This window comes from Halosimplex rubrum (assembly GCF_013415885.1).
GTDB lineage: Archaea > Halobacteriota > Halobacteria > Halobacteriales > Haloarculaceae > Halosimplex > Halosimplex rubrum.
On sequence record NZ_CP058910.1, the window covers coordinates 3242963 to 3268745 of the forward strand.

General features: G+C 69.1%; 20 protein-coding genes. 8 read left to right on the plus strand and 12 right to left on the minus strand.

What is annotated here, in order from left to right; all coding sequences use genetic code 11:
- Positions 1-5 precede the first annotated feature (5 nt).
- On the plus strand, positions 6-746 hold the full coding sequence (locus tag HZS55_RS16375) for an HFX_2341 family transcriptional regulator domain-containing protein (protein ID WP_179908647.1): 741 nt from the start codon (positions 6-8) through the stop codon (positions 744-746).
- A 925-nt stretch (positions 747-1671) separates the two neighbouring features.
- Here HZS55_RS16375 and gfo6 read toward each other — a convergent pair.
- From gfo6 to HZS55_RS16390, 3 genes are all read right to left on the minus strand, one after another.
- Positions 1672-2739, minus strand: a complete 1068-nt coding sequence (gene gfo6 / locus HZS55_RS16380; RefSeq protein ID WP_179908648.1) for a D-xylose 1-dehydrogenase Gfo6 — start codon at positions 2737-2739, stop codon at positions 1672-1674.
- Positions 2740-2946: 207 nt separating this feature from the next.
- Positions 2947-4575, minus strand: coding sequence for an AMP-binding protein (locus HZS55_RS16385; RefSeq protein WP_179908649.1), 1629 nt, complete (start codon positions 4573-4575; stop codon positions 2947-2949).
- A complete protein-coding gene (locus HZS55_RS16390; protein WP_179908650.1) occupies positions 4568-5368 on the minus strand; it encodes an alpha/beta fold hydrolase in 801 nt (266 codons plus the stop codon). Before HZS55_RS16390 ends, HZS55_RS16385 begins: the two co-directional genes overlap by 8 nt.
- Positions 5369-5667: 299 nt before the next feature.
- On the opposite strand from HZS55_RS16390, the gene ppc reads away from it, so the two are divergent.
- Both ppc and HZS55_RS16400 read left to right on the plus strand, forming a co-directional pair.
- Positions 5668-8364 (plus strand): phosphoenolpyruvate carboxylase, encoded by a 2697-nt coding sequence (gene ppc / locus HZS55_RS16395; RefSeq protein ID WP_179908651.1) that lies wholly within the window; start codon positions 5668-5670, stop codon positions 8362-8364.
- Positions 8365-8446: 82 nt separating this feature from the next.
- Positions 8447-8890: a universal stress protein gene (locus HZS55_RS16400; RefSeq protein ID WP_179908652.1), complete on the plus strand. Its 444-nt coding sequence runs from the start codon at positions 8447-8449 to the stop codon at positions 8888-8890.
- Positions 8891-8905: 15 nt separating this feature from the next.
- Here the strand turns inward: HZS55_RS16400 and HZS55_RS16405 are convergent, their stop codons facing one another.
- The 4 genes from HZS55_RS16405 to glpA form a co-directional block, all read right to left on the minus strand.
- Positions 8906-9103 (minus strand): hypothetical protein, encoded by a 198-nt coding sequence (locus HZS55_RS16405; protein ID WP_179908653.1) that lies wholly within the window; start codon positions 9101-9103, stop codon positions 8906-8908.
- Positions 9104-9144: 41 nt separating this feature from the next.
- Positions 9145-10470, minus strand: coding sequence for an anaerobic glycerol-3-phosphate dehydrogenase subunit C (locus tag HZS55_RS16410; protein WP_179911903.1), 1326 nt, complete (start codon positions 10468-10470; stop codon positions 9145-9147).
- Between the two features lie 107 nt (positions 10471-10577).
- Positions 10578-11900 (minus strand): glycerol-3-phosphate dehydrogenase subunit GlpB, encoded by a 1323-nt coding sequence (gene glpB, locus HZS55_RS16415; protein WP_179908654.1) that lies wholly within the window; start codon positions 11898-11900, stop codon positions 10578-10580.
- Positions 11890-13638, minus strand: a complete 1749-nt coding sequence (gene glpA, locus HZS55_RS16420; RefSeq protein ID WP_179908655.1) for an anaerobic glycerol-3-phosphate dehydrogenase subunit GlpA — start codon at positions 13636-13638, stop codon at positions 11890-11892. The genes glpB and glpA overlap by 11 nt, the downstream gene beginning before the upstream one ends.
- A gap of 373 nt (positions 13639-14011) precedes the next feature.
- Between glpA and glpK the strand changes: the two genes are divergently transcribed.
- The 4 genes from glpK (at position 14012) to HZS55_RS16440 (ending at position 18583) form a co-directional block, all read left to right on the plus strand.
- Complete coding sequence (gene glpK / locus HZS55_RS16425; RefSeq protein ID WP_179908656.1) at positions 14012-15544, plus strand: glycerol kinase GlpK; 1533 nt, start codon at positions 14012-14014, stop codon at positions 15542-15544.
- A 3-nt stretch (positions 15545-15547) separates the two neighbouring features.
- Positions 15548-16693: a hypothetical protein gene (locus HZS55_RS16430; protein ID WP_179908657.1), complete on the plus strand. Its 1146-nt coding sequence runs from the start codon at positions 15548-15550 to the stop codon at positions 16691-16693.
- 113 nt (positions 16694-16806) lie between these two features.
- On the plus strand, positions 16807-17982 hold the full coding sequence (locus HZS55_RS16435) for a Cdc6/Cdc18 family protein (protein WP_179908658.1): 1176 nt from the start codon (positions 16807-16809) through the stop codon (positions 17980-17982).
- Positions 17983-18151: 169 nt separating this feature from the next.
- A complete protein-coding gene (locus HZS55_RS16440) occupies positions 18152-18583 on the plus strand; it encodes a hypothetical protein (RefSeq protein ID WP_179908659.1) in 432 nt (143 codons plus the stop codon).
- Positions 18584-18734: 151 nt separating this feature from the next.
- Here HZS55_RS16440 and HZS55_RS16445 read toward each other — a convergent pair whose 3' ends face one another.
- The 4 genes from HZS55_RS16445 to HZS55_RS16460 form a co-directional block, all read right to left on the minus strand.
- On the minus strand, positions 18735-19715 hold the full coding sequence (locus HZS55_RS16445; RefSeq protein WP_179908660.1) for an ROK family protein: 981 nt from the start codon (positions 19713-19715) through the stop codon (positions 18735-18737).
- A gap of 104 nt (positions 19716-19819) precedes the next feature.
- Positions 19820-21592 carry a pyruvate kinase gene (gene pyk, locus HZS55_RS16450; RefSeq protein WP_179908661.1) on the minus strand — a complete coding sequence of 591 codons (1773 nt, stop codon included), beginning with the start codon at positions 21590-21592 and terminating at the stop codon, positions 19820-19822.
- A gap of 244 nt (positions 21593-21836) precedes the next feature.
- Positions 21837-23378: a TrkH family potassium uptake protein gene (locus tag HZS55_RS16455; RefSeq protein WP_179908662.1), complete on the minus strand. Its 1542-nt coding sequence runs from the start codon at positions 23376-23378 to the stop codon at positions 21837-21839.
- Between the two features lie 206 nt (positions 23379-23584).
- Positions 23585-23788 (minus strand): HVO_0649 family zinc finger protein, encoded by a 204-nt coding sequence (locus HZS55_RS16460; protein WP_179908663.1) that lies wholly within the window; start codon positions 23786-23788, stop codon positions 23585-23587.
- A gap of 178 nt (positions 23789-23966) precedes the next feature.
- On the opposite strand from HZS55_RS16460, the gene HZS55_RS16465 reads away from it, so the two are divergent.
- Complete coding sequence (locus HZS55_RS16465; RefSeq protein ID WP_179908664.1) at positions 23967-24713, plus strand: Lrp/AsnC family transcriptional regulator; 747 nt, start codon at positions 23967-23969, stop codon at positions 24711-24713.
- Between the two features lie 18 nt (positions 24714-24731).
- On the opposite strand, the gene kdgK1 is transcribed toward HZS55_RS16465, so the two are convergent.
- Positions 24732-25688, minus strand: a complete 957-nt coding sequence (gene kdgK1 / locus HZS55_RS16470; protein ID WP_179908665.1) for a bifunctional 2-dehydro-3-deoxygluconokinase/2-dehydro-3-deoxygalactonokinase — start codon at positions 25686-25688, stop codon at positions 24732-24734.
- Positions 25689-25783: the final 95 nt, after the last annotated feature.

The following is a 25783-nucleotide window of genomic DNA, read 5'->3' on the forward strand; positions in this document are numbered from 1 at the left end:
CGGGCATGCGAACCATCGATGAAGTCCACATCGTGCCGCTGGGGTACGAGCACGACCGGATCCTCCGCCCCCTCCGCAAACACGACGCGGACGTGGTCTACCTGCTCGCCGCCGACGGCGAGCACACTCCGCTGACCCCCTATCAGGAGGCGCTCGTCGAGGAACTCGAAGCCGACGGCCGGACCATCCGCTTCCGCGAGACGACCCTCTCGGACCTGTACGACGTGCTCGCCGTCGTCACGACGGTCGCCGCCGACCACGACGGCGACGTGGTGCGGGTCAACGTCTCCAGCGGCGGCAAACTCGCCGCCATCGGCAGCGCCATCGCCTGTATGGCCACCGACGCCACCGCCTACTACGTCCGCGCCGAGGAACACGTGCCCGACCTCGAGGAGCAGCCGCGCACCCGCGGCATGCGCGACGACGAGGTCCTCCCTTCCTATCCCATCGAAGCGGTCTCCCGCGACCAGGTCTCCGTGCTCGCCCACCTCGAAGAACGCAACACCGACAGCTACACCGCCAAGAAGTCCGATCTCATCGAACACGCCGAGTCGGAGGCGCTCTCCTTTATCGCCGACGCCGACCCCGCCAACGACAAGGCGAAGTTCGCGCTGCTCAACGCCAACATCGTCGACCCGCTCGTCGACGACGGCTACATCGAAGTCGAGCGCGTCGGCCGACAGAAACAGATCCTGCTGACCGAGACCGGCCAGAACGTCCTCCACGCGTTCCGCCACAAGCTCTGATTCGGCCGTTCGGTCTGCTGGGAGGTTCGTATCGGTACCCGATAGAGTACTATCGATACAACGAGTAACGATAGTATGAATTGTATCGATACGATAGATGGTACCGAGATAGAAACTACATACCCGTTCCGCCTACCAGTAGATGCGCGCAGTTCGGTGGGTGCGACGGCCTCCGCGTCGCCCTGTCAGGTCCCCACCCGCTGACGCTTCGGCTCTCACGCCGCCCCCGACTGCGCCGCTGTCGCATCGCCCGCTGACCGATCCACCTGTGCCTCTGACACGGGGGCGACCACCTCCGGTCGCCCCACTCCTGCTTCGACCGTCTTCGTCCGAGTGTTCAGTTCAAGTTGCGAGTGTATGTGTTGGTTCTGGCCGATTCGGTGTGAAAGGAAGTCGAACGACAGCGACCGGGCCCGACAGCAAGCGCCGAAAGCCCTCGACCCGCTCGCGGTCGCTGTCTCTGAAAATCGGATATTTTCAGGATGACGAGAGAGCTTCGCTCTCTCGAACCAAGACGGGATATCCGCGCTCTCGGCACCGTCCGCGCGGATAGTCGCCCGCTCAGGCGACCACGCGAACGCGAGCGCGCCTCGCCCTTTCAGTCCACCAGGCCAGCAACCGCCCAGCCCCGCACAGCACCGCGACAGGCCACGAACCTCCCCAACCGATTCGCTCCTACCGTCGCTCATCCCTCGCACGGCTATTTCGAGCGGCCCGCCACGAGGCGGGCACGCTCACGGGTCGCTCCGCTCCCCGCTCGCATCGAGGTCTCCCTTCGGTCGACCTCGCACCGCTCGACAGCGCGCGCCGACTGCAACCGCATCGCAACCGCAACTGCACCGCAACCGCTCACTACATTACCTGTACTGAGTATCGATACGGGCGGTTCGAAGCACCGCGGAAAGTCGGTCGGCGAAAACGGCAGTTACAGTTCGACGCGCTCGCCGGACTCGGCGGCCTCGTAGACGGCGTCGATGGCGCGCTGGTCGACGATGCCGTGCTCGCCGTCGCCGTGGATGTCCGTGTCGGTCAGGAGGTGGTCGGCGAAGTACTCCAGGGAGCGACGGGTCTCCTCGATGCCGTCGAACTCGGTGGTGATGGTGGTCTCGCCGCGGGTGATCGTCAGCTCGCGGTCGCCGCTGAGGAAGGCGTCTTCGAGGAGGAGTTCCCCCTCGGTGCCGATGATCCGGAGGTTGCTGGTCTCCTGGGCGTTCTGACTGGCCGTGCAGGCGGCGACGACGCCGTCGGGGAACTCGACGGTGAAGGCGGCCCGCTCGTCGGGCACCTCGTCGAAGGCCTCGTGGCCCGACCAGTCCGTCGCGGTGACGGCGACGGGGTCCTCGTCGATGACGAACCGGGTCGTGTTGATGGAGTAGACGCCCAGATCGGTGACGGAGGCGCCCGGGCCGGCCATGTCGGGGTCGAGCCGCCACTGGTCGTAGTTGTCGTTGATGTCCAGCAGGGGCTGGGACATGTTGCCGTGGACCATCGCCACGTCGCCGATGAAGCCGGCGTCGACGAGCTTGCGCATCATGCGGACGGCGGGCTGGACGTGCATCCGGTACTCGACGCCCAGCGTCACGTCCTCGGCGGCCTCGACGAGCTTCTCGGCGCGCTCGGTGCTGGCCTCCAGGGGCTTCTCGCAGAGGACGTCCTTGTCGAACTCCGCGGCGGCCTCCACGTAGGGGAGGTGCAGGGCGTTGGGCGTCGCGACGTAGACGGCGTCGTAGGCGTCGGTCGCCTCGCCCGCCTGGAACTCGTCGTAGGTGAGCCCGTGCTCGATGCTCTCGTGGTCCTCGGCGACGCCCTCGGCCTTCTCGGTCGTCGAGGAGACGACGACGGTCGTCTCCAGGTGGTCCAGCACCTCGGTCGCGGGGATGGCGAACTCCATGGTCCACCAGCCGAGGCCGACCATCGCGAACCGCACCGTCCCGTCCTCGGCCTGGGGCCAGTCGCGCGCCGTGAAGTCGTCGAGGTACGCCTGTAGATCCATGGACGAGTGCGCGCACGCGACCGGCATAAGTGATACGAAGGCGCCCGAGACCGGCCGTGTGAGCGGTTCGAGTTCGGTAATTTCGGACAGGTGATGGGGTCGTTCGGTCCCCTCCGTCCCGCCACCCGGAGCGGTCGCCGGTCTCCTCGGTGTCGGTTCCGGCAGCTGGTCGCTTACAGGTAGTCGACCCGGTCGGGGGCCGACCGCTCACTCGCCGAACTCGGCGGCGACGGCCTCGCGGTCGATCTTGTCGGGACCGCTCGTGGGGAGTTCGTCGACGAACGCGAGGTGGCGGGGGTGTTTGAACCGGGCCAGGCGGTCGTCGAGGAACGCGCGGAGGTCGTCGAGCGTCGGTTTCTCGGCACCGTCCCGGAGTTCGACGACGGCCCTCCCGACCTGGCCCCACTGCTCGTCGGGGACGGGGATCACGACGGCGTCGGCCACCGCCGGGTGGTCGACGACCGCGTCCTCGACCGCCGCGGGGTAGACGTTCTCGCCGCCGCTGACGAACATGTTCTTCTTGCGTCCCTCGATGGAGACGTAGCCCTCGTCGTCGACGCGGGCCAGGTCGCCCGTCGAGACCCACTCGCCGAACGTCTCGGCGCTCTCCTCGGGGGCGCCCCAGTAGCCGTCGGCCGCGTGGGGCGACCGGAGTTCGAGTTCGCCGATTTCGCCCGCGGGGAGGGTCTGGCCGTCGTCGTCGACGACGCGCGCGTCGACGTGCGGATCCGCCACGCCGACGGTGTGGGCCTTCTCGCGCGGCCAGTCGTCGGGCATGGCGAAGTTGTTGGGGCCGCACTCGGTCAGCCCGTACCCCTGCGAGAGGTCGACGCCGCGGTCCCACCACGCCTCCATGACCGACTCGCGGCAGGGGCCGCCGCCGGACTTGACGAACCGGAGCGACGACAGGTCCGTCCCGCCCCAGCGGTCGTGTTCGGTCATCATCCGCAACACGGCGGGGACGGCGACGAGGACGCTCGCCGACCGCTCCTCGACGATCCCGAGGATCTGGCCGGGGTCGAACTCGCGGTCGATGACGACCGTGCCGCCCATGTGGAAGACCGGGAGCGTGAGGACGTTCCAGCCGCCGGTGTGGAACATCGGGAACACCATCGGCGTCACGTCGTCGTCGCGGAGCCCCCACGCGGTGATCGTGTTGAGGGAGTTCCAGACGAGCGCCTCGTGGGAGAGCACCGTCTCCTTCGGCGTCCCCGTCGACCCGCCGGTGTGGAGAAAGAGGTGCGGGTCGCCGGCGTCGACGGCGGGGCCGTCGAACGCCGAGCCGTCGTCGGCGAGCACCGCGTCGTAGGGTTCCCAGGTGGTCGATCCGCCCGCACGTCCGTCCTCGTCCCCGCGGCTCCCGTCGACCGGCAGCGACAGGATCGGCGCGTCGGCGTCCCAGGCGTCCCGGTCGGTCGCGCCCCCGACCAGGTCGGCGAACGGTTCCTCGACGACGACGAGCTCCGGGTCGACCGTCGCCAGCAGTTCGGCGAGTTCCGGCGGGGCCAGCCGGTGGGACAGCGGGGCGAGGACGGCCCCGGTCTTGCCCGTCGCGAAGAACAGATCGACGTACTCCGGACGGTTGCGCGAGACGACGGCGACGCGGGGGCCGGCGTCGGTCCCGGTATCGGCGGCCGTTCCGGGCTTCGCTCCCGCGTCGCCGTCGTCGCGGACGACGCCGTAGTCGTCCAGCAGTCGCGCCCAGCGGTTCGCCCGCCGGTCGAGGTCGGCGTAGGTGTACTCGACTCCCGTCGCGGCGTCGACGAGCCCGACCCGCTCGGGCGAGAGCGCCGCGCGCTTCTCGCTCCAGGCGCCGACCCACTCCGCCTCAGACATCCTCGACGAACTCCCGGAGTTCGTCGGTGACCCGCTCGTCGCGCTCGACGAAAAAGAGGTGCGAGCCGCCCTCGACCGCGACGAGTTCCGCGCCGGGGATCCCCTCGGCCAGGAGGCGAGCGTTCTCCGGAGGGAGCACGCGGTCGTCAGTGCCGTGGAGGACGAGCGTCGGCAGGTCGATCCCGTCCAGTTCGTCGCCGGCGTCGAAGCCGACGGCCGCCGCGCTCTGCCACTCGTAGGCGTCCGCCGACGGGTCGGTCTCCAGGCGCCAGTCGACGATCCGGTCGACGACCTCCTGATTCGCCGCCCAGAACTCGTCCGAAAAGGCGGGTTCCATCTTGTGTCGGATCGTCTCACTCGGCCCGTACTCGTCGGGGACGGCGAGCATCCGCGCCTGCGTCTCCTCGGGGATGGGAACGGCGTCGTCGCCGCCGGGCGTCGTACAGAGCAGGGCGAGCGACTCGGCGCGGTCGTAGTCGAGGGCGTACCGCTGGGCGATCATCCCGCCGAGGCTCGCGCCGACCAGATGCGTCCGCTCGATCCCCGCGTCGTCGAGGACGGCTTCGAGGTCTGCGGCCATCTCCGCGACGGTGTAGGGCCCCTCCGGCGCGTCGGAGTCGCCGGTGCCGCGGTTGTCCATGACGACCGTGCGGTACTCCGAAAGCGCCTCGCGCTGCCAGTTCCACATCCAGGTCCCGTAGGCCAGCCCTTCGAGGAACGTCACCGTCTCGGCCTCGGCGGGCCCCGCCACGTCGTAGGCGATCCGGACCTCGTCGTTCGTCGCGTGCGCCATGGCGGAGGTATCGAACGCCCCACCCTTCAACCCGGACGTTCACGTGTGAACCCGGACCCGAAGCGACCGAACGCTCGATAGCCCGATCGACCCCGTCGAAATCGACTTTCGAACCGTCTCCACGGACACAATTGCCCAGGGAGGCCGATTCATCATTACAGAATAGGATCGAGACCGGTTCCGTCCGCGGGCCCGGTCGTCACTTCCCGAATGCGGGGTACTGATCGATTCCACATACACGTTCCTGAGAAATTTCGAATTCCGCTAGAGTTTTACGAATGGCCCTGAGACGGACTGTTATGGGATTACATGCCAGAGAGGTCAACCAGGACGTGCGGGAGCTGGGCGAGCTGCTCGGGGAGATAATCCGGACCCAGCGGTCCGACTCTGCGTTCGAGATAGTCGAACAGATCCGGACGGCCGCGATCGACTACCGGCGCGGCGACGCCGAGGACCGGGCGGCGATCGGCGAGGCGCTCGACGGGCTCGACCCCGAGGAGCAGGACGTCGTCGCGCGGGCGTTCACGACGTACTTCGAGCTGATCAACCTCGCCGAGGAGCGCCAGCGCGTCCGGGAGATCCGCGAGGGGAGCCACGAGGGAACGCTCGAGGACGGCGTGCGCGCGGCCGTGGAGGAACTCGCCGAGCGCGACCTCGACGCGGCGACCGTCGAGCGGGTGCTCGACGACGTGCTGATCCAGCCGACCTTTACCGCTCACCCGACAGAGGCGCGCCGGAAGACCGTCAAGGCGAAGCTCCGGTCGGTCTCGAACCACCTCGAACGGCTCGACGAGGTGCGGCTGACCCGCGACGAGCAGGCCGACGTGGAGCGCGACCTCGAAGCCGAGGTGACGAGCCTCTGGCAGACCGCGCAGGTCCGCGAGCGTCGGCCCGACGTGACCGACGAGGCGCTCAACGTCCAGTGGTATCTGGAGAACGTCCTCTTCGAGGTCATCAGCGAGGTGTACGACGCGCTCGAACGCGCCGTCGACGACGAGTTCGACGGCGAGGTCGACGTGCCGAAGCTCTACGAGTTCCGCTCGTGGGCCGGGAGCGACCGCGACGGCAACCCCTTCGTCACGCCCGAGGTCACGGAGGAGACGCTCGACCGCCAGCAGTCGGCCGCGGTGCCGCTGTACCGCGACCGCCTCAAGACGCTCTCGGGCGTCCTCAGCCAGGACGCGAGCGGGATCGACACCGGCGAGCGCTTCGACGAGCGACTGGCCGACCACCGCGACCGCCTCCCCGCGGTGGCCCAAGCGGCCCGCGAACGCTACCCGGACGAGCCCTACCGGCAGAAGCTCAAGCTGATGCGCGAGAGCGTCCTCCGGGTCGACGACGTCCGCCCTGGCGGCTACGCCGACGAGCGCGCGTTCCTCGACGACATCGAGGCCATCGCCGAGAGCCTGCGCGCCAACGGCGCGGACGTGATCGCCGAGTCCCACGTCGACCCCCTCTATCGCACCGTCGACACCTTCGGGTTCTCGCTGGCGAGCCTCGACCTGCGCGACCACCGCGCGAAACACACGAACGCCATCGCCGAGGCCGTCGACCGCGAGGGCGTCGACTACGAGTCCATGGACGAGGACGAGCGCGTCGAGTTCCTCACGGAGGCCGTCCTGCAGGACCCGACCGTGATCGACCTCGCCGACCGCGAGGACCTCTCCGACGAGGCCGCCCGCGTGCTCCGGCGGTTCGAGAAGACCGCCGAGTGGCAGGACGACTACGGCGTCGACGCCATCGACACCTACGCCATCAGCTGGTGCGAGGAACCCAGTCACGTCCTCGAAGTCCTGTTCCTCGCCGACCAGGCCGGCATCGTCGACCTGCCGGGCTACTGCGGGCTGGACGTGGTCCCGCTGCTCGAATCGAAGTACGCGCTGGACGGCGCGCGCCGCATCATGGGCACGCTGTTCGAGAACGAGGCCTACCAGCAGGCGCTGGACGCCCGCAACGGCGTCCAGGAGATCATGCTCGGCTACTCCGACTCCAACAAGGAGAACGGGTTCCTGGCGGCGAACTGGAGCCTCTTCCGCAACCAGCGCCGCCTGGCCGCCATCACCGACGACTACGACGTGGAGATGCGGCTGTTCCACGGCCGCGGCGGCTCCATCTCGCGGGGCGGCGGGCCGATGAACGACGCGATGCTCGCGCTGCCCAACGAGACGGTCTCGGGGCAGATCAAGTTCACCGAGCAGGGCGAGACCATCTCCGAGAAGTACGCCAACCGGCGGATCGCCGAGCGCAACCTCGAACAGATGCTCGACGCGCAGATCCGCGCCCGGCACAACGCGATGGAAGAGCCCGTCGAGGAGGTGCCCGACGAGTGGGCCGATGCGATGGAGACGGCCGCCGAGGCCGCCCGCGAGGAGTACGTCGACCTGCTCGAATCCGAGGGGTTCGTCGACTTCTTCGAGACCGCCACGCCGATCACCGTCATCGAGAACCTGAACCTCGGGTCCCGTCCCGCGTCGCGCTCCGAGGACCGGAGCGTCGACGACCTGCGCGCGATCCCCTGGGTGTTCTCGTGGACGCAGGCCCGCTGTATCCTCCCCGGCTGGTACTCGCTGGCGACCGGCCTTCAGGCGTATCTCGACGACGGTGGCGACGTCGAGACGCTGCGGGAGATGTACGACGAGTGGCTGTTCTTCCAGACGACGCTGGACAACGCTGCGCTGGCGCTGGCCCGCTCGGAGATGGAGATCGCCGAGCGCTACGCCGACCTCGCGCCCGACGACCTCCGCGAGACCTTCTTCCCGCGCATCCGCGAGGAGTACGAGGGCGCCGTCGAACTGGTGAAGACGATCACCGACCGCGACAGCCTGCTGCGCCGCGAGTGGCTCGCGGAGAACCTCGCCCGGCGCAACCCCTACGTCGACCCGCTCAACCTCCTGCAGGTGCGCCTGCTCGACCAGTCCCACCTCACCGAGGCCGAGGAGCGCACGCTGCGGCTGACGGTCCAGGGCGTCGCCGCCGGGATGAAGAACACCGGATAGGGTCGCCTTACTCCCCGTTCGGCGGGGTCGCCGGCGATGAACCGACGAAAGGTGCTTGCCGGACCCCCCAGTCCGATCCCGTATGGCACTCGACACAGTTCTCGTCGCCGTCGGCCCGGGTGACGAGGCGCGCACCGAACCCGTCGTGACCGCCGTGAGCAACGTGGCCGGCCCGGCCGGCGCGTCGGTGATCCTGGCCCACGTCTTCTCGCGCGAGCGCTTCGCCGAGGCGGGCGACCGCCTGGGATTCGGCGACGACGCCGTTCCCGACGCCGTGGCCGCCCGGCAGACCACCGTTCAGGCGTTCCGCGACCGTCTCGGCGAGGCCGGACTGGACGTGACCGTCCGTGGGAGCGTCGGCGAGACCGGCGAGGAGATCACCGGCCTCGCCGAGACGACCGACGCGGACCTCGTCTTCGTCGGCGGCCGGAAGCGCCGCCCCTCGGGGAAAGCCGTCTTCGGCTCGACCGCTCAGACCGTGCTGCTCGAGGCGCCCTGTCCGGTGACGTTCGTCAGGAGCGGGTGAGCGTCGCCCTGGCAGTCAGTCGCCGCGTTCGCCGAGGTGCGTCACCCAGGCGACCGCGGCCAGCGCCGGCAGACCGTAGAGGACCGCGTGGACGACCGGCTCGGCGCCGGCGAACCCGGCCGCGACGGTGACGGTGAGCAGGGCGATCAGCAGGTTCGTTCCGGCGGTGCTGGCGTAGAGGGGGACCGACCGGTCGGCGGCGCGTTCGGGCACGGCCCCGACTGGGACCCCGGCGGGCAAGAAAGTACCTCGACTCACTCCACCAGCGCCGCTTCGAGCACTTCCAGCGGGTGCCGTATCTCGTAGCCGGTGCCGTGTTCCATCTGCATGGCGCAGGTGGGACACTCGGTCATCCCGGTCTCGCCCTCGGCGCCCTCCATGTGGTCGAACATCTCCTCGCCGATCTCCATGGAGTAGTCGTACTTCTCCTCCTTCCAGCCGTAGGTGCCCGAGATACCCGAACAGGAGTCGCCCACGTCCTCGACGTCGACGCCGTCCAGCTCCCGAAAGAGTTCGACGGCCTGACGGTCCAGACCCTGATTGCGGGCGTGACACGGCGCGTGGTAGGCGAACTCCTCGGCCAGCTCGCCGGCCACGTCGGCCTCGGCGACGGCGCCCGACAGGTCCTCGTGGATGCGGAGGTACTCGACGGCCTCGTAGGTGTGGGCGGCCACGTCGGCGGTGCCCTCAAAGTCGAACAGTTCGGGGTACTCCTGGCGGAGGCTCATCGAGCAGGAGGTGCAGGAACAGACGGCGTCGTACCCCTCCTCGACCAGCGCCGACAGCGACGCGACGTTGGTCTCGGCATCGCGGCGGGCGTCGTCGAGCATGCCGTTGGCGAACATCGGCGTGCCCGAACAGCCCTGCTCGGGGACGGCGACCTGGTAGCCGAAGTGCTCGAACAGGCGGACGAGCGCCTTGGCCACCTCGGGGGTGTTGTACTCGGCGTAACAGCCGTGGAAGTACGCGACGCGCTTGTCCGTCGACTGGACCTGCGCGCCGCCCCGGGCCTGCCACCAGTCGGTGAACGTCTCGGTGGCGAACTCCGGGAAGTCCCGTTCGCTCGTGACGCCGAGGGTCTTCTCCATGACCCAGCGGGCCGGTCCGAAGTTCATCGCGGCGGTCGCGAGTCTGGGGACCTTGCTGGCGAAGAACGCCGAGGTCCGGTAGTTGGCGAGGATGCGGTTGCGCCAGTACTCGACGGAGAGCTTGCTCATCTGTTCGTCGACGTAGCGGCCCCGAGTCGTGTTGTGCATCTGGCTGAGCGGGACGCCGGAGGGACAGGCGTCGTCGCAGCGCATGCAGTTCGAGCAGGAGGTGACCGACTCGTCGACCTCGTAGTCCTCGTCGGTCTGGGTGAGCCGCCACTGCTCGGGCCCCTGGAACTTCGGCCCGGGGAAGTCGTCGTCGACCTCCGCGACCGGACAGCTGGTGTCGCAGGACGAGCACTTGTAACAGGAGTCGGCGCCCGAGCGCAGGTCGAACGCCTCTGCCTCGCCGAAGACCTGAGTCGGCTCGTGGTTCTCGTCGGGATTCGGTGCCGCCGGTTCGAACTCGCTGGTGTGGTCGGTATCGCTCATGGGATCGGTCGTGTCGCCGGCCGCGTCGCTCGTCGTGCCGCCGTCCGGGACGCGCGGCCGTCCCGGCTCCGTCTCGTCGTCCGCGCCGTCCGCCGCCCGCTCGTCGCTCATCGCACCGCCTCCGCGGCGGCCGCGCCGGCCGCGTGGCCCGTCGCGATCGAGACACCGCTGCCCGATTTCTCGGCCGCGAAGTCGTAGCCGCCCAACACCGACCCCGCCGCTCTGAGGTTCTCGAACTCGGGGTCGCCCTCGGCGTCGAGCGGCCGCAGGTCGCCGTCGGTCGGGAGGCCGAACCGGGCGAACTCGTGGTCGCCGAAGGCGCCGGTGTCGAACCACTCGTAGCGGTCGGTCGCGTGCGGGACGTGGCAGTCGAAGATCGGTTCCTCGACGCGCTCCCGGTCCGAGCCGATCCCCTTCCCGACCAGCCCGCCCGTCGCGAGGACGAACTGGTCGGCCGAGAAGGGGATCCTCGCGCCGTTGCGGTCGATCGAGACCGACTCGATGCGTCTCGGGCCGTCGCCCCCGCCGTCCGACTCGTAGTCGACGACGGGGTTACCCGTCTCCATGCTGACTCCCGCGGCGTCCAGCGCCGCGTAGAGGTCGTCCTCCAGTCTGAGCCCGGGCAGCGAGGGGGGACCCATCGGCACCTCGAAGACGGGGACGCCCAGCGCGGCCGCCAGCGACTCGCGGACAGCGGCGGGGTCGTCGTCACCCAGCACCGCGGGGAAGCCGACGCGCTCTGCGCCGTCGAGATGCGGTTCGACCGCGTTCGCGAGCGCGTCGCGGGCGCCGCGGGTGGTTCCGGTGGCGGTCTCGACCGGACTGTCCTCGTCCAGCAACTTCGCGTAGCGCGTCACCTTCGCGTCGGCGTTCGGATCGCCGGGGAAGGCGATGGTCGCGCCGTCGACCTCGAAGGGGACGTCGGCGTTCTCCAGATGCGCGGCCGCGTGGGGGGCGTCGAAGTCGACCAGCGTCTCGAACCCCACGAGCAGGGCGTCGCGGTCGTCGCTGGCGACGCCCGCCGCGGCGCTCGCGGGATACCGGGCGGTCGGTTTGACCGTCCCGCCGTGGGTCGGGACGAGCGCGTTGCGGTCGGTGTGGCCGCCGCGGTAGCGGTCGGCCACCTCGTCGAAGACCCCCATCGCCTCGCGGACGCCGTCGACGCCGACGGTCCGGTAGGGGTGTTCGTCGGGGAGACCCGGGATCGCCTCGTAGGGGTCGACGAGCGGGCCACCGTCGGTCGCGGCGGTGTCGGCGGCGGTTCCATCGGGGGCGTACCCGAGCACGTCGACGAGCCCCGAGGCCTGGGCGAGGGTGCTCTGTTTGTACGAGAGCAGTCGCACGTCCGCGCCCTCGCGGGCGGCCCCGAGCGCGGCGAACCCGCCCGCCAGGCCGCCACCGACCACGACGACCGCCGACTCAATCGCCATCGCGGCCTCCGTCGGTCGCGACGCCGGTGTCCCCGGGTCCGTCGATTCCCTCCCGGTCCGTCGCCTCCGTCGGGCCGTCGTCGAAGGCCGCGAAGTCGACGGACTCGGCGGCGTCGGCGGGGTCGCGGTCGCGGTTCTGGGTGGTCGCGTGCAGCGCGTAGTTGAGCATCGCCTGGGAGAGCTGCTGGCCCCACAGCGCGTGCCGTTGGCCCTTCCAGCGCTCCTGGAGGAGTTCGTCCCAGGCCTCGCGGACGGTGGGCTCGTCGTAGCTGTCCTCCAGCTCGCCGGCGAGCCGGTGGGCACAGAACCCGCCCTGGCAGTTGCCCATCGTGGCGCGCGTCCGGATGCGGACGGCGTTGAGGTCCGAACCCGAGCCCTCGATCGCGTCCTGAACCTCCGCGCGCGTGACGGCCTCGCAGTTGCAGACGACCGGGTTCGGCCCGTCGGTGTCGAGCACCTCGTCGGCCCGCGATCCCAGGCGTTCGACGCTGCGGCGGCCGATCGGCGACTGTAGGCCGAACTCGTCCATGTAGTCCCGGAGGACGCTGAAGTCCTCGCTGCCCGGGAGCGACACGTCGGCGGTCCGGCAGGCGGCGTCGACGCCGAAGCGGTCGCAGACGTGGTCGACGATCTTCTCGGCCATCATCCGGTAGGTGGTGAACTTCCCGCCGACGATGCTGGTCATGCCCGGCAGGTCGTCGCGGTCGTCGTGGTCGAGCAGGAAGAAATCGCGCGTGATGTCGGTGGGGTCGGTGCTGCCCACGTCCGGCGGCTCGTACAGCGGGCGGACGCCCCAAAAGGAGCGGATCGTCCGGGCGCCTTCGAGCATGGGGATCAGCTCCGAGAGCGTCTCGATCATCATGTCGACCTCCCACCGCTCCTCGGGGTAGTCCTCGGGGTCGTCGACCTCCTCGTCGGTCGTCCCGAGGATCGCCGTCGTCTCGTGGGGGACGACGATGTCGGCGTCGCCCTTGGGTCGACAGCGGTTGATCACGGTGTCGACCTGCCGGACGTTCATGATCGTCATCACGCCCTTGGAGGGGCGGACCTCGATGTCGACGCCGGCCATGTCGCCGATCTGGCCGGCCCACGCGCCGGTGGCGTTGACGACGTGGTCGGCGCGGATCGCCTCGCGGCCGCCTTCGGTGCCGTGGACGCGCAGGCCCGGTCCCGAGGCGTGTTCGACCTCGACGCCGACGACCTGGCCGCCCTCGACGAGCAGGTCGGTGACCTCGGAGTGGGTCTCGACGCGTGCGCCGTGTTCGACGGCGCTGGCGGCGTTGGCGACGACGAGCCGGAAGGGGTCGACCGCGCCGTCCGGGACGTGGATCGCCTTCTCGATGTCCTCGGCGAGGTGGGGTTCCATCGCGCGGGCCTCCGCGCCCGAGAGCACCTCGGCGGGGATCCCGCAGGCCTCGCAGCCCTCGAGCTTCTCCTGAAAGTACTCCTCGGAGTCCTCGGGGCGCTTGACGAAGAGACCGCCGGTCTCCTCGACGCAGTGGGCGGCGATGTCCCGGAGGACGCGGTTCTCCTCGATACACTCGCGGGCGCTGGACTGGTCGGAGACCGCGTAGCGGCCGCCGCTGTGGAGCAACCCGTGCATCCGCCCGGTCGTCCCGTGCGTGAGGTTGCCCTGCTCGACGAGCGTCACGTCGAACCCGCGCATCGCCAGGTCGCGCGCGACGCCGCTCCCCGTCGAACCGCCCCCGAGCACCGCGATGTGGGGTGTGGATGCCATCTGTTCGCAGGTTCGGCGCCCATCCACTTTACTTCACCGGCGAACTCCGCCTCTCGATAAATAAAATGGTTCTACCCCGCGAACGGAACGGTAACCCGGCGATCCGGTGGCGATTACTCGATGGAACGGACACCGTACTCCGTGAGACGAGCCGGCCCAACCACCGGTAAACGGTCGTGAACTGCCGTAGGTCCGGTACCGGATCACGTCGACGAGCTTTCCGCACCGTCCGCGAGCGTCCCGACGGGCGGTACCGGACACCTACTTTACCCGACGTACCCCAACCATCAGTAACATTTATAACGATTCCGTATGTTGTTTATCGATAGGGCGGCACTCGGAGTAAATATTCCGCCACACACGGTGACAGACAATGGCAGACACATACATCGGCGCGATCGACCAGGGGACGACCGGCACTCGCTTCATGGTGTTCGACCACGAGGGGCAGGTCGTCGCGAACGCATACGAACAACACGAGCAGATCTACCCCCAGCCGGGGTGGGTCGAACACGACCCCATCGAGATCTGGGAGAACACCCAGGAGGTCGTGACGCGAGGGCTCCGCGACGGCGGCCTGGACGCGACCCAGCTGGAGGCGCTGGGGATCACCAACCAGCGGGAGACGACGGTCGTCTGGGACGCCGAGACGGGGAAGCCGGTCCACAACGCCATCGTCTGGCAGGACCGCCGCACCACCGACCGCGTCGAACAGCTCGAGGCGGAGGACAAGGTCGAGTGGATCCGCGAGAAGACGGGGCTGGAAGCCGACGCCTACTTCGCCGCCACGAAGACCGAGTGGATCCTCGACAACGCCGAGCCCCTGAAGCTCCAGAGCTCTCGCGGCGAGAGCGTCCGCGACCGCGCCGAGGCCGGCGAGCTCCGGATGGGCACCATCGACACGTGGCTCATCTACAACCTCACCGGCGAGCACATCACCGACGTGACCAACGCCTCCCGGACGATGCTCTACGACATCGAGGGGCTCAGCTGGGACCCGGAACTCCTAGAGGAGTTCGGCGTCCCCGAGTCGATGCTCCCCGAGGTCCGACCGTCCTCCGACGAGGCCACCTACGGCTCGACCGACCCCGACGGCTTCCTCGGCGCGGAAGTTCCCGTCGCCGGAGCCCTGGGCGACCAGCAGGCCGCGCTGTTCGGCCAGACCTGCTTCGACGCCGGCGACGCCAAGAACACCTACGGCACCGGTTCCTTTTACCTCATGAACACCGGCGACGAGGCCGTCGCCTCCGAACACGGCCTGCTGACGACGATCGGCTTCCAGCTCTCGGGCGAACCCGTCCAGTACGCTCTGGAGGGGTCGATCTTCATCACCGGCGCCGCCATCGAGTGGCTCGAAGACGTCGACCTGATCAACAACGCCGCCCAGACGGCCGAGCTGGCCCGGTCCGTGGAGTCGACCGACGGCGTGTACATGGTCCCCGCGTTCACCGGTCTCGGCGCGCCCCACTGGGACGGCCGCGCCCGCGGCACCATCGTCGGGATGACCCGCGGCACCCGCAAGGAGCACATCGTCCGGGCGACGCTGGAATCGATCGCCTACCAGACCCGCGACATCGCCGAGGCCATGGAGGCCGATTCGGGCGTCGAGACGACGAGCCTCCGCGTCGACGGCGGCGCGGTCAAGAACAACTTCCTCTGTCAGCTCCAGTCGGACATCATCCAGACGGAGATCGTCCGCCCGGAGGTCGACGAGACGACCGCGCTCGGGTCGGCCTACGCCGCCGGTCTCGCGGTCGGCTACTGGGACTCCGTCGACGAACTGCGCGACAACTGGCAGGTCGACCGCGAGTTCTCGCCGGAGATGTCTGGCGAGGAGGCCGACCGGATGTACGGGCGCTGGGACGACGCCGTCGAGCGCTCGCTCGACTGGGCCCGGGAGGAGTGAGCGATGTTCGACACGCTCCTCCAGGTACCGCTCGTCGGCATGGAGTGGGAGCAGTTCGCGCTCCTCCTCATCACCGCGCTCGCCGGCGGCGCCTTCGGCGCGGCGCTCGGCGCGCTGCCGGCGTTCATCTTCACCGGCTTCGTCGTCTTCCTCGGCGAGGGGCTCGCGATCCTCGAACGGTCGATCGGCGGTGCGGTCCCGGCGGTCGGACCGGGCGAACTCGCGACCGGCGTGACCGGCGTCATCGGCTTCGGTGCCGTCACCGGCCCGCACATCGCCTTCGCGGGCGGCGTCGCCGCCTCCGCCTACGCGGGCAAGAAGTACCCCGAGATGGAGCCGGAGGGGTGGGACTACCACTTCGGGAAGAACATCCTCTATGCGTTCGGGACCAAGCCGGACATCCTCGCGGTCGGCGCCGTCTTCGGGCTCGTCGGCGCGGTCATCAACCAGTTCGCGGCGGCGCTGCTGGCCGTCGGGAACACGCCCGTGACCGACACCATCGCGCTGACCGTCGTCGCCAGCGCCTTCCTCGCCCGTATCGTCTTCGGCTACCCGATCGTCGGCCGCTCGGCCGGCGGGAGCCTGCTCGACATGTCCCCCTTCGAGCGCGAGGAACCCCGCGTCGCCACCGACGGCGGGGTCGCGAGCCAGGGGAGCGACCCCTCGCCGGACCCCCGGTCCGACGGCGGCGAGGTCCCCGAGGAACACGCCGGTCGGCTGGCCACCGAGCCGTGGCTGCCCCACCAGTACAAGTGGTCGGGCGTCACCGCCATCGGTCTCGTCGGCGGCATCCTCGGCGGCTACATCTGGATCCAGACGGGCAGCATCTTCATGGGCTACGCCATCTCGGCGATGAGCCTGCTGTTCCTGAACCTCGGCGTCGAGAAGATCCCGGTGACCCACCACATCACGCTCGTCGGCGCCGTCGGCGCGGTCGTCGTCGCCCCCGTCGCCGGCGGCGTCGTCGCCTTGCTCGCGGCCGGCGTCTTCGGCGCCGTCAGCGGCCTCCTGGGCGAGGTCACCCAGCGGATCTTCTACGCGCACTCGGGCACCCACGTCGACCCGCCCGCGATGGCGATCGCCCTCGCGATGCTCGCCGTCGGGGTCCTCGCGATCCTCGGCGTGTTACCGAACGCGGGGTACCTCTGAACCCGCCGCGCGACACGGCGGCGCCCGGCGCGGCGCCGCGCCGGTCCGACCCATCACGATTCATTTATATAGCGAGACGGAACTGATTCACAACCGACCCGCCCGGAGCTCACATGGACATCGACGCGCGCATCAAACGACGACAGCGCCGGACCGACGGCCGCCGCCTCGTCGAGGACTACGAGTCGCTCTCGCCGGTCGCCCACGTCGACGAGCCCTCGGACCGCGGGCCGACGCTCGAACGCCTGCTCGACCACCTCGACCCCGTCTTCGACGGGCAACTTCCGGGCAACGCCTACGTCTCCGGCCCGGCCGGCGCCGGGAAGTCGGCCGTCGTGACCGCCCTGTTCTCCCACCTCGACCGACTGTCGACCGAGACCCGCTCTATCATCCACACGAGCACGCGCGCGGCGACGCCGACCTCCCCCGCGTTCGCCTACCTCGACCTGCGCGAGACCACCAGCGAGTTCGCCTTCTACCACGCGGTCCTCGACGCGCTTGTCGAGGAGTCGGTCCCCGACCACGGCATCTCGACCGCAGAGCTACGCGAGCGGCTCCACGACCTGCTCGGCGGGTCGCGCACCGGCGTCGTCGTCGTCGTCGACCACGTCGGCGAGCCCGAGGGAACCGGCGACGAGGAGCTGGTGGAACTGTTCGCCGGCCTCCCGAGCAACGTGAGTTGGCTCGCCGTCGGCCGTCGCGACCCCGAGGACGTGCCGCTGACCGAGTACACCGCGACCGAGATCGCCGTCGACCGCTACCGCCGGGAGACGCTCGTCGACCTGCTGATGACCCGCGCCTCGCTCGGGCTGGCCCGCCAGGGCCTCGACCACGAACTCGCCCGCCGGATCGCCGAGTGGGCCGACGGCAACGCTCACGACGCGATGGCCGCGCTGTTCGTCGCCGCCGTTCGCGCCACCGAAGACGAGCGGGCCCGGCTCACCGAGGCGGACGTGACCGCCGCGGTCGAGGAGGTCCCCCGCGGGTCCGTCTCGCTCGGCCGCGTGCTCGCGCTCCCGGCGAACAAACAGCTCGTCCTCCGGGAACTGGTCGATCTGGATCCCGAGGACCGGGCCTCCGTCACCGCGACGACCGAGGCCATCGGCGCCACCCCTTCGGTCGACCTCTCGCCGGGGACCGTCAAGCGCTACCTCTACGAGATGGCCGAGGTCGGCGTCGTCGAGCGCGTCCAGTCGGAGGTCACCAACGAACAGGGCCGGCCGCCGAGCCGCGTCGAACTCCGCTTCCCGCCGACGGCGTTCCGCCGGCTGTACGACCTGCGGGAGTGACCGGCTCGAACGAGGAGCGCTACGCAACCGCTCGGACGCTCCTCGGCTATCGAATTACGCCCGGTACAGACCCAGGTACGAGTGTCAGGGGCGATGACTGTGTGCGCCCCCCGGCCGACGGGCCGCACGTATATGAACTACTTTTTATTCGCCGTTCTGAGTCCGAAGTATGGAACGGCGTGAATTCGTGACATCGGCCACTGCGGTCGGGGTCGGCGCCCTCTCTGGGTGTGGAGCGATAGGAATCGGGGGAGAGGACGAAGACCAAGCGGAGATCAAGCGCGTGAAAACCGAAGCGGAATCCCCGACCTGGGACGAATTGATGCGGCGTATCGACGAATGGGAGGGGAGATCGGTCCACTATCCGAACGTTCACGTTCAATCGATGAGAGAGGAGAACAACGGGTCGTACATACTTACCGTAGACCATCCCGACTACGGCACTCCCGGTACCGACTCACTGCATTGCGACTGGTTCGGAGACCGTGTCGACAGCGACTACATCGACATCTGGGGGACCGTGGAGGGGACACACACCTATTCCGTTGGAGACGAGAACACGGTCCCAGATGTCTCTCTGGTCGAGATACAACCGAGCTAGTGATATCTCCGAGCGCTGGCAGCTCTACGGTCCCGTTTCTCGTCGCCGACACCGGCCGAGAGAACCACTCGGCAGGCGACACGAACTGAACCGAGAGTTCCGCAGGACACGACTACGTCGAGCGGTCGCTGACGCGCTCGCCCGACGGAGATCAGTTCGAGCGAACGCGCGAGCGGTCGCCGGTGCCGCCGGTCATCGCGCTGGCGAGGGCGCCCTTGACGACCACGTCGTCGCCGAGCGTGGTGAGTTGCACGTCCGGGACGTTGCCGAAGACCACGTCGTCGAGTCGCTCGCGGAGCGGGTCGAGGACGCGGTCGGGGTTGTTGAGCGTGACGGCGCCGCCGACGTAGATGACCAGCGGCGCGTAGGCGTCGGTCATGTTCGCGACGGCGATGACGTTCCACTGGGTCACCTGGTCGAGGACGTACTCGGCGAACTCGTCGCCCTCCGCGGCGTGAGCGAACACGTCCGCGGAAGAGAAGTCGGCGCTCTCCATCGGCATCGACGTGTCGACGGGGTCCTCGTCGTGGAGCCGCTGGGCGTAGCGGAAGATGTTGTTGCCCGAGCAGTAGGCCTCCCAGTGACCGTCGACGCCGCAGCCGCAGGTCATGAAGCCGTTGGGGTCGACCGTCATGTGCCCGACCTCGCCGGCGTTGCCGTCCCAGCCGCCGATGACGCTGCCGTCGACGCAGACGCCGGCGCCGATGCCGCTGGAGATCGTGAGATAGATCATGTCGTCGGGGTTGCGGTCGGAGTAGAAGCGCTCGCCGATGACGCCGGCGGTGGTGTCGTTGTGCAGGTAGATGTCGTCGCTGTCGACGAGTTCGCCGACGGGGCCGGTGAGCGGGATCCGGTCGATCGTGTCGGGGAGGTTCGCGGGGTTGTCGATCGCCCCCTCCGCGAGGTCGAGCGGGCCGATAGAGCCGATGCCGACCGCGGCGATACGCGTCGGGTCGACGGCCGCCTCGTCGGCGGCGCCGCGGAGCGCGTCGAGGACCGCCTCCGTGACCGCGATGCCGTTCGGTCCCTGCGGCGTCCCCGTGCGTCGCGACGCGACGACCCGCCCCGTCTCGTCCCCCACGACGGCGCGGATGTTCGTCGCGCCGAGGTCGACCCCTGCGTAGGTGGCCATGGTACTCGATCGGTGTACCCTCCGCTACTTAACTGCACATATTCACCCGCCAGCGAGTACCTTCTTGGTCGGCGGACCGAAGCTCCCGCTACAGTGTTCCCCCGCTACAGGTCCCGTTCGGACGCGCGCTCGCGCGCGCGACTCTGGATCGCTTCGTCGTAGACGATGCCGCGCTCGGCGTCCAGCGTCACGACGGTCCCCGATTCGACCTCGCGGGGCAGCGACGCGTTGGAGATCATCGGCACTTCGAGCTCCCGGGCGACGATCGCCGCGTAACTGGTCATGCCGCCGTGGCGGTCGATCACCCCGCCGAGCTTCTCGACGTCGCCGGCGAACTCCCCGTCGAAGTCCTCCGGGACCGCGAGGATCGCGCCCTCCGGAACCCCGGTGAGGTCGCCGTCCGCCGTCCAGTGCAACTCGCCGGAGACCAGCCCCTCCACGACCGATCGACCGGACGCGATGGTCTCCGAGGCGACGTGGACCTTCAGCATGTTCGCCGTGTTCACGCCCTCCAACTCGGTCATCATCCCCGAGACGACGACCACGGTGTCGCCGCTGTCGGCCGCGCCGGTGTCCAGCGCCGACTGGACGGCGTCGTTGATGACCGCGTCGGCGCCGTCGGCGGTGTAGGGCGAACTCTGCGGGATGATCCCCCAGGATAGCGCGAGTCGGCGTCGGACCTCCTCGCTCGGCGTCGAGGCGACGATCGGGATCGACGGCCGGAACTTCGCGGCCTTCAGCGCCGTGTAGCCGGACTCGCTGGCCGCGACGATCGCCGCCGCGTCGATGTCCCGGGCGAGAAAGCGGGCCGAGCGGGCGAGCGCGTCGGTCTGGGTCTCGTCGGCGTTCGGCACGCGCTGCTCGCGGTTCTCCGCGTACTCCGGGGACTCCTCCACGTCGCGGACGATCCGGTTCATCGTCTCGACCACCCGGACGGGGTGGTCGCCGATGGCCGTCTCGCCCGAGAGCATCACCGCGTCGGTGCCGTCGAGAACCGCGTTGGCCACGTCCGACGCCTCCGCGCGGGTGGGCCTGCGCGCCGTTACCATCGAGTCGAGCATCTCCGTCGCGGTGATGACGGGCACGCCCTCCTCGTGGCACGTCCGGATGATCCGCTTTTGGATCATCGGCACGTCCTCCAGCGGGCACTCCACGCCGAGGTCGCCCCTGGCGACCATCACGCCGTAGGCCGCGTCGATGATCCCCTCCAGGTTCTCGACGGCGACCTCCCGTTCTATCTTCGCGATGATCGGGATGTCCGCGCCGAGTTCGTCCAGCGCGGCGCTGATCTCGTAGACGTCGTCGCCGTCGCGGACGAAACTCGCCGCGACGAAGTCGACATCCTTCTCCGCGGCCACCCGCAGTTCCTCCCGGTCCTGGTCGGTGATGACCGGCAACCCGAGTTCCACGCCGGGGACGTTGACCCCCTTGCGCGCCCCCAGGTCGCCGCCGTTCTCGACGGTCGCGGTCACGACCCCGTCGTCGACCGACTCGACGGTCGTCTCGATGCGCCCGTCGTCCAGCAGGACCACGTCGCCCGGGTCGACGGCGGAGATGTCGTGGGAGACGCCGATCTCCTCCGGCGTCGCCTCGTCGCCCTCGACGAACCTGACCGTCGACCCGCCTTCGAGCGTGATCTCCTCGCGGATCGGCGCCGTCCGGACCTCCGGGCCCGGCAGATCGAGCATCGCCGCGACCGGACGGTCGGTCCGGCGGTCGACCGTTCGGATACGGTCGACGAGTTCCCGCCTGTGTTCGGGCGTGCCGTGGCTCGCGTTCATCCGCGCGACCGACATGCCGGTCTCGGCGAGCGCCTCGATCGTCTCCTCGGACTCGCTGGCCGGCCCCAGCGTACACACTATCTTCGCGCTGCGCATCTCAGATCGATACCCCCGCGAGCGTGAGCGTTCGGTTCATGTGAACGGATTCCCGCGGCAGGGATAAAGGGTTTGTCTACCGTTCTTTACCGCTGGTCGTCGCCGCGGTCTTCCCCGGAGCCCACCGCGCTCGGCCGCTATCGTGGTAGTGGGTGCCACCCCAACCGAACGCTCGAACCCGCGGCGTCGGTCCCGCGCAGGCTCTCGGTCTGGGGCGTCGCGACGTGACCGCTCCGGCGGCGCGTCACGACCGCCAGTAGGCCCGCGTGAGCAGGACGAGCACGGGGAAGACCTCCAGACGGCCGATCCACATCAGGAACACCATCAGCAGTTTCGAGACGGCGGGGAATCCCCCGAAGTTCGCCATTGGGCCGACGGCGCCGACGCCCGGGCCGACGTTCCCGAGGGTAGCGGCGACTGCGCTGGTCGCTTCGAACGCCGACAGCGGCTCCGCCGTGTGGCCGATGACGACGACGAGGACGGCCGCGACGCCGAAGATGACGAGATACAGCAGCGTGAAGGCGTAGACGCCGCGGATGGTCCCCTCGTCGATGGCCTGGTCGCCGAGCCGAACGGGCTGGACGGCCTCGGGGTGGATCGTGGTGAACAGCTCTCGGAACAGCGACTTGACGATCACCACCCAGCGGATGACCTTGACCGACCCGCCGGTGCTGCCCGCCGAACCGCCGACGAACATGGCGAACAGGAGGACGTACTTGGCGTTCTCCCCCCAGAGATTGAAGTCCATGCTGGCGTAGCCCGTCGTGGTGACGATCGAGACGACCTGAAAGACCGCGTGGCGAACCGACGGTTCGAGGGCGCCCACGAGCGCGTCGTGGCCCGGACCGGTGAAGAGGAGCCCGGCGACCAGCGCCGAGAGCACGCCGATGATGCCCAGATAGGAGCCGAACTCCACGTCCCCGGCCACGGTCCGCAGGTCGCGGTTCCAGCAGTGCCAAAAGAGCGCGAAGTTCGTCCCCGCGGCGACCATGAACGGGACGACGAACCACTGGACGACGGCCGAGAAAGCCTCGATCGAGTGTGCCTCCGGGGAGAATCCGCCCGTCGGCATCGTCGTGAACCCGTGGGCGACGGCGTTGTACGGCGTCATCTCCGGGGCCATCCCCAGCCGGTGAAAGAGGTACAGCCCGAGGATCTCCAGGGCGGTCAGACCGATGTACAGTCCCCAGAGCGTGCGGGCGGTCTCGGCGATCCGCGGGGTGAGCTTCTCGATACCCGGGCCGGGCGCCTCGGCGTCCATCAGCTGGGCGCCGCCGACCGAGAGTTCGGGGAGGATGGCGATCGCGAGGACGACGATGCCCATGCCACCGAGCCACTGGGAGAGCTGGCGCCACATCATCAGTGCCCGGGAGTGACCCTCGAAGGAGATGGTGCCCATCACGGTCGACCCCGTGGTTGTGAACCCGCTCATCGACTCGAAGAAGGCGTTGACCGGCCACCGCAGCGTCGAGGCCGACCCGTAGGCGGTCAGCCACCCCTCGGCGAGATAGGGGACGGCGCCGACGAGGCTGACGAGCAGCCACGTGAGCGCGACCATCAGGAACCCTTCCCGGGCGCCCAGCGCTTCTCCGGGGTCGTCGTGGAGCCGTTCCAGCGAGTACCCGACCGCCAGCGCCAGGGGGACGGTCACGAGGAACGCCTCGATCCCCCGGCCGTAGTACAGCGCCAGCGCGACCGGGAACAGCATCGGTACCGTGAGCCACTTGACGACGCTGCCGGTGAGGCTGACGCTCGCCCGCCAGTCGACGCGGATTCCGGTACTCATCGCTGCCCGACAGGTCCCCCACGGGCGGTTCGACGGAGACCGATGCGGGGGCACGCCACCGGCTCACGGCGTGTGGCGCGCCGTATTCGCCCGGACACCCTCGAACCGACGCTTCGTTCCTGCATGGTTGGCTTCGTTCTCCGATCGCTCCCGTGCGACCGCCTAATTCAGTTTCGAACCGCGCCGGCCGGGCGCGGCCCTCCTGGTCAGTCGCGCCGGACCGTGAGCGTGTGCTCGCCGACCGCACCGCACTCCGGACACTCGTGCGTGTATTCGACCACGTTACCGTCCGTCTCGCTCCGCCAGTGGCCCTCCTCGTCCTCGAAGCCACACTCCGGACAGACCAGCTCCGTGTCGTCGTAGTACTCCGTGAGCTGTTCGAGCGCCGATCTGGTCGTGTGATGCCTCATACGATCTCGATACCACACCGGCACTGAAAAATATTTGGGACCATATTTTACCGACTTAGTCAATATATTCGCCTCTATTTTTCGCATCAAAAACTCGAGTCCGTATACGGGTGTACCAGCGTCAGGTCGAGCGCGTGACGACGAAACCCCTATTGACGATCCGCAAATACACTCCGGCATGAGTTATCGGATCGACGAAATCGACGAGCGGATCTTGTACTATCTCGGGAGGGATGCTCGAAACACCTCGGCACCCCAGATCGCGAAAGAGGTGGACGTGACGCCGGCGACGGTCCGCAACCGGATCCGACAGCTCGAAGAGGAGGGGATCGTCCGCGGCTATCACGCAGACATCGACTACGAGGCGACCGACGGGAGGGTGACGACCCAGTTCACCTGTACGGCGCCGGTGAGCGACCGCTCCAATATCGCGAACGAGGCCCTCGGGACTCACGGGGTCGTGAGCGTCCGCGAACTTCTGGCGGGACAGGAGAATCTGGTCGTCACCGCGGTCGGCGCGGACACCGACGACATCAACCGCATCGCTCAGCGGCTCTCCGGGCTCGGGGTCACGATCGAGCGCGAGGACATCGTCCGTGACGACGTCGTCCAGCCCTACCAGTCGTTCGCGCCCGACGCGGACCAGCCGCGGTCGGCGATCCGGGACTTCCAGAGCGTCGTCGGTGGCGCCGAAGTGGTCGAGTTCACCGTCTCCGAGAGCGCCGAGATCACCGACCGGACGCTCGAAGCCGCGAACAGCGACGGCCTCCTCCCCGACGAAGCCCTCGTCGTCAGCATCGAACGCGGCGAGGACCGCATCACGCCCGACGGGGACACGCGGATCGAGGCCGGCGACGTCGTGTCGATCTTCTCCCCCGAGCAGTTCCCCGAACGGCTCGTTCGAACATTCGAGGCAGCCGAGTGACGGTGACCTGCCGCTCGGCTACCGCGAGATACCGCTCTGTTCGCCCGACTCGACGACCCGGTCGACCTCCTCGGGGGTGACCAGGGCGATGTCGCCGGGGATCGTCCGCTTGAGCGACGCCGTGGCGGCGCCGTACTCCAGGGCGTCGGGGACCGACTCGCCGTCGAGCCACGAGGCGAGGAAGCCGCCGACGAAGGCGTCGCCGGTGCCGACGGTGTCGTACTCGTCGGCCTCGAAGACGCCCTGGGCGAACGCCTCGCCCTCGTGCAGCGCCAGCGACCCCTCGCCGCCGCGGGTGACGAGCGTCAGCTCGAAGCCGAACTCGTCGGCGAGTTCGCGGGCGATGGCCTCGGCGTCGCCCTCGCGGTCGAGGACGGTCCGGGCGTCGCGGACGGCGACGGCGAGCACGTCGATGTCGGGGAACAGCCCTTCGAGGGTGTCGCGGGCCTCGGCGGGCGACCAGAGCTTCGACCGGTAGTTCACGTCGAAGACGGTCGTCGTGTCGTGTTCGGTCGCGAGTTCGAGGAGGTCGGTCGTCGTCTCCAGCAGGGTCTCGGAGAGCGCGGGCGTGATGCCCGTGGTGTGGAAGGCGTCCGCCTCGGCGATCCGGTCGGTCGCCAGTTCGTCGGCCGTCGCCGTGGTGACCGCGGAGTCGGCGCGGTCGTAGATGACGTTCGTCCCGCGGGGTTTACCGGCCATCTCGACGTAGTAGGTCCCCATCCGGGCGTCGTCGTCCCAGACCACGTCGGCGTCGACGCCGTGGTTGCCCAGGGCGCTGGTCACCCGGCGACCGAGCGGGGAGTCGGGGAGTTTCGACACCCAGGCGGCGTCGAGGCCGAGCCGCTGGGCCGCGACGGCGACGTTGCTCTCCGCGCCGGCGACGTGTACGTCGAGTTCGTCCATCGCTTCGAGCCGCTGGTGGTCCGGCGGCGAGAGCCTGAGCATCGACTCGCCGACGGTCACGAGATCGGTCATGCCCGTCGCTGGGTCGGGGCTCGGCTTAAATCCGCGGGGATCCGCGGCGCGCGGACGCGGTCGGCCGGCCGCGACACGGCGGCGATCCGGCCGGA

What these genes read in the sequence shown, in the direction of transcription:
- HZS55_RS16375 (WP_179908647.1), top strand. Translation starts at nt 6, where the DNA reads ATGCGAACCATCGATGAAGTCCACATCGTGCCGCTGGGGTACGAGCAC.
- gfo6 (WP_179908648.1), bottom strand. Translation starts at nt 2,739, where the DNA reads ATGGATCTACAGGCGTACCTCGACGACTTCACGGCGCGCGACTGGCCC.
- HZS55_RS16385 (WP_179908649.1), bottom strand. Translation starts at nt 4,575, where the DNA reads ATGTCTGAGGCGGAGTGGGTCGGCGCCTGGAGCGAGAAGCGCGCGGCG.
- HZS55_RS16390 (WP_179908650.1), bottom strand. Translation starts at nt 5,368, where the DNA reads ATGGCGCACGCGACGAACGACGAGGTCCGGATCGCCTACGACGTGGCG.
- ppc (WP_179908651.1), top strand. Translation starts at nt 5,668, where the DNA reads ATGGGATTACATGCCAGAGAGGTCAACCAGGACGTGCGGGAGCTGGGC.
- HZS55_RS16400 (WP_179908652.1), top strand. Translation starts at nt 8,447, where the DNA reads ATGGCACTCGACACAGTTCTCGTCGCCGTCGGCCCGGGTGACGAGGCG.
- HZS55_RS16410 (WP_179911903.1), bottom strand. Translation starts at nt 10,470, where the DNA reads ATGAGCGATACCGACCACACCAGCGAGTTCGAACCGGCGGCACCGAAT.
- glpB (WP_179908654.1), bottom strand. Translation starts at nt 11,900, where the DNA reads ATGGCGATTGAGTCGGCGGTCGTCGTGGTCGGTGGCGGCCTGGCGGGC.
- glpA (WP_179908655.1), bottom strand. Translation starts at nt 13,638, where the DNA reads ATGGCATCCACACCCCACATCGCGGTGCTCGGGGGCGGTTCGACGGGG.
- glpK (WP_179908656.1), top strand. Translation starts at nt 14,012, where the DNA reads ATGGCAGACACATACATCGGCGCGATCGACCAGGGGACGACCGGCACT.
- HZS55_RS16430 (WP_179908657.1), top strand. Translation starts at nt 15,548, where the DNA reads ATGTTCGACACGCTCCTCCAGGTACCGCTCGTCGGCATGGAGTGGGAG.
- HZS55_RS16435 (WP_179908658.1), top strand. Translation starts at nt 16,807, where the DNA reads ATGGACATCGACGCGCGCATCAAACGACGACAGCGCCGGACCGACGGC.
- HZS55_RS16440 (WP_179908659.1), top strand. Translation starts at nt 18,152, where the DNA reads ATGGAACGGCGTGAATTCGTGACATCGGCCACTGCGGTCGGGGTCGGC.
- HZS55_RS16445 (WP_179908660.1), bottom strand. Translation starts at nt 19,715, where the DNA reads ATGGCCACCTACGCAGGGGTCGACCTCGGCGCGACGAACATCCGCGCC.
- pyk (WP_179908661.1), bottom strand. Translation starts at nt 21,592, where the DNA reads ATGCGCAGCGCGAAGATAGTGTGTACGCTGGGGCCGGCCAGCGAGTCC.
- HZS55_RS16455 (WP_179908662.1), bottom strand. Translation starts at nt 23,378, where the DNA reads ATGAGTACCGGAATCCGCGTCGACTGGCGGGCGAGCGTCAGCCTCACC.
- HZS55_RS16460 (WP_179908663.1), bottom strand. Translation starts at nt 23,788, where the DNA reads ATGAGGCATCACACGACCAGATCGGCGCTCGAACAGCTCACGGAGTAC.
- HZS55_RS16465 (WP_179908664.1), top strand. Translation starts at nt 23,967, where the DNA reads ATGAGTTATCGGATCGACGAAATCGACGAGCGGATCTTGTACTATCTC.
- kdgK1 (WP_179908665.1), bottom strand. Translation starts at nt 25,688, where the DNA reads ATGACCGATCTCGTGACCGTCGGCGAGTCGATGCTCAGGCTCTCGCCG.